The sequence below is a fragment of the Mycobacterium sp. genome, from assembly GCF_050701675.1.
Classification (GTDB): Bacteria; Actinomycetota; Actinomycetes; order Mycobacteriales; family Mycobacteriaceae; genus Mycobacterium.
In genome coordinates this window covers 1-2663 of the sequence record NZ_JBOGDD010000795.1, presented here as the reverse complement: position 1 = coordinate 2663, position 2663 = coordinate 1, and the positions used below count along the sequence as shown (strand labels likewise).

Sequence of the window (2663 nt, the reverse complement as noted above, 5' to 3'; positions counted from 1 at the left end):
GCGATCGAGCGGATGTTGCGCCAGTGCCGGTCGAGGTGCTTGCTGCGGTGAACCAGCGAGCCGCCACCGATGTCGAACAGTTCCGAGGCCGCGCGGTTGGCGAGTTCGTCGATGACGACCTTGGCCTTGGCGTTGAGCAGCGTTGCCTGCAGCGAGAGTTCGGGCTCCTCGGGAGTGCCGGCTGCCGCGTACGCCTCTGCAAGGGCTGCGCCCGCGGCGAGCACCATGGCCTCGGCGGCGAAGGCCTGACTGTGCAGCAGCCCGACGCTGTACTGGACGATCGGATCGTTGGTCGGGATGTCGGCGGTGGCGTGATAGAACGCCCGCTTCTTACCGTGGACCTGGTCGACGGCATCGCTGGCGACCCTTCGCAGGATGCCCGCGATCATCGCGCTGAGTTGGATGTGGAAGAACGTGGCGCGGTAGGTGAGCCCGTCGCGGGTGAATGCCCCCTTGACGAAGTAGTCCTCGGGGGCGATGTCGACGTTGTCGAAGGTCACCGTGCCGCTGCCGGTGAAGCGCTGGCCGAAGCCGTCCCAGTCGTTGGTTCGCACCACGCCCGCGCGGTCGGTGGGGATGATGACCTCGGCCTTGTCTCCGTCGACGTCGGTGACGCCGACGATCAGCCAGTCCATGTACAGGCTGCCCGTGGTGTAGTGCTTGGTCCCGTTCAGGCGCAGGCCGTCGGAAGTCTGGGTGATCGCCGTCTGGTACGGGAAATCGGTGGCGCCGGCCTTCGCGCTCAGTTCGGTTGACGCCGAACCGATCAAGTCACCGCGTGCGACGCGCTCGAGCCACTGCGCGTCCTCGGGGCGAGTGCTGCGCAGCAGGTTCTCCACGACGCCGAAGTGGCTGCGCACGATGTGCGCGACGTTGGAATCCGCCGCGCCCAGCTCGATGAAGAGTTTGTAGACCTCCACCAGCGACGCACCACCGCCACCCTGTTCGACGGGCAGGCGGATGGCTCCGAGGCGGGCCCGCTTGACGGCGTCGATCGCCTCGTAGGGCAGCTCGTCGCGCTCGTCGCGTCCGATGGCGCCTTCGGCGATGTAGTCGATCAGCTCCCGCAGCTGTGGTGAGCCGTAGGTGACGGCGGTGCTGGCTTCGGCAAGTTCGGTCATCCGTCCCAGTCTCAGTCCCTGGGCGGGCCAGATCAACGGGGTTGGGCTAACGCATCGATGCGCCCGCGCTTAACTGTTGCCATCCCGGGTCGCTCCGCTCCTGCCCTCCGAGATCGAGCCCGGGACTACGAAGATCTGCTTGCCGGAACCCGTAGCCGCTTCCTCTTCATCCCCGGGCGGTTCTCCCCAAGGATGGAGCGGTGGCAGAACGGCTCCTCCATCTGAACGTGAACGGCAATGGCCTCGCGAAACCGCCGAACAGCTGGCGGCAGAGCGATCCGCCGACCTGGTTCCTCGACTTCGCGTCATGGGAGAAGCTCGGGCAGATCGCCGAGCGGGGGCTACTCGACGCGGTGTTCCTTGCCGACCATCTGGGGGACACCAACTTCACCAAACCGTGGCACGCCTTCGACCCGTTCATGCTCCAGACGGCGGTGGCCCGCGCGACCAGCCACATCGGCCTTGTCGCGACGCTGTCGGCGACCTTCTACCAGCCATGGGACGTCGCCCGCCGGGTCGCGACGCTCGACATCGCCTCCGGTGGTCGGGCGGCCGTCAACGTCGTCACCTCCGGTGAGGACGCCGCAGCGGCCCTGTACGGCCGGGAGCCGTTGCCCGAACGCGACTTCCGATACGGGCGCGCCGAAGAAGTGCTGATCGCCGTCCAACAGCTCTGGGACTCCTGGGATGCGGACGCCCTCGTTGCCGACCCCACGACGGGTGAGCTGGTGGACGACGGCAAGGTGGCGACGGTGGACTTCGACGGCGAGCACGTGGGCTTCCGTGCGCGGTTTCAGTTCCCGCGCTCCGTGCAAGGCAGGCCGGTGATCGTCCAGGCGGGTGCGTCGCCGCTGGGCATCGACCTCGCCGCCAAGCACGCCGACGCGGTGTTCTGTGCCGCCAACACGGTGCCGACCGCGCAGGAGTTCTACCGCAATCTGAAGGCCCGCGCTGCGGCTCACGGTCGCAACCCCGACGAGCTGCTGGTGCTGCCCGGCCTGAACATCACGCTCGGTAGCACCGAGGCCGAGGCGAAGGCCCGTCGTGCAGAAGTGGTCGGACCGGTCATCGTGGACGCGGCGGCGGTGGGCGCGCTGGCAACCCTGCTCGGCATCCCAGTTGCCTTGCTGGACTTGGACAAGACCCTGCCATGGCACTTCTTCGACTCACCGCAGTGGCGCCCGCGCAGTATCGGCAGCGCCAACTCCGTGCTGTCGGTGGCACGCCGGGAGGACCTCACGGTGCGTGAGCTACTCCAGCGCCGCGCGAACGCGCAGAACGCCATCGTCGGCACGCCCGAACAGGTCGCCGACGAGATCGAGGCCTGGTTCACAGCTCGAGCGGCCGACGGCTTCAACGTCAACTTCGACGTCTTCCCGTCCGGTCTGGAGCAGATCGCCGATCATCTGGTGCCGGAGTTGCAGCGCCGTGGAATCTTCCGCAAGGAGTACGAATCCACCACGCTGCGCGGCCACTACGGCCTACCGCCGCTCGCGCCCAACGCAAGTCGCGCCGCGGCTCGCGTTGGGTGAAGGCCCGAAC

The 2663-nt window shown here is 67.7% G+C and carries 2 protein-coding genes; one reads left to right on the top strand and one right to left on the bottom strand.

Translation table 11 applies throughout. The features are described from left to right. Positions 1-1121: acyl-CoA dehydrogenase family protein (locus ACRDUX_RS24285; protein WP_526417304.1), on the bottom strand; the 1121-nt coding region annotated here is incomplete at its 3' end. Positions 1122-1321: 200 nt separating this feature from the next. On the opposite strand from ACRDUX_RS24285, the gene ACRDUX_RS24280 reads away from it, so the two are divergent. Then, a complete protein-coding gene (locus ACRDUX_RS24280; protein WP_526417302.1) occupies positions 1322-2653 on the top strand; it encodes an NtaA/DmoA family FMN-dependent monooxygenase in 1332 nt (443 codons plus the stop codon). The last annotated feature ends 10 nt before the right edge of the window (positions 2654-2663 follow it).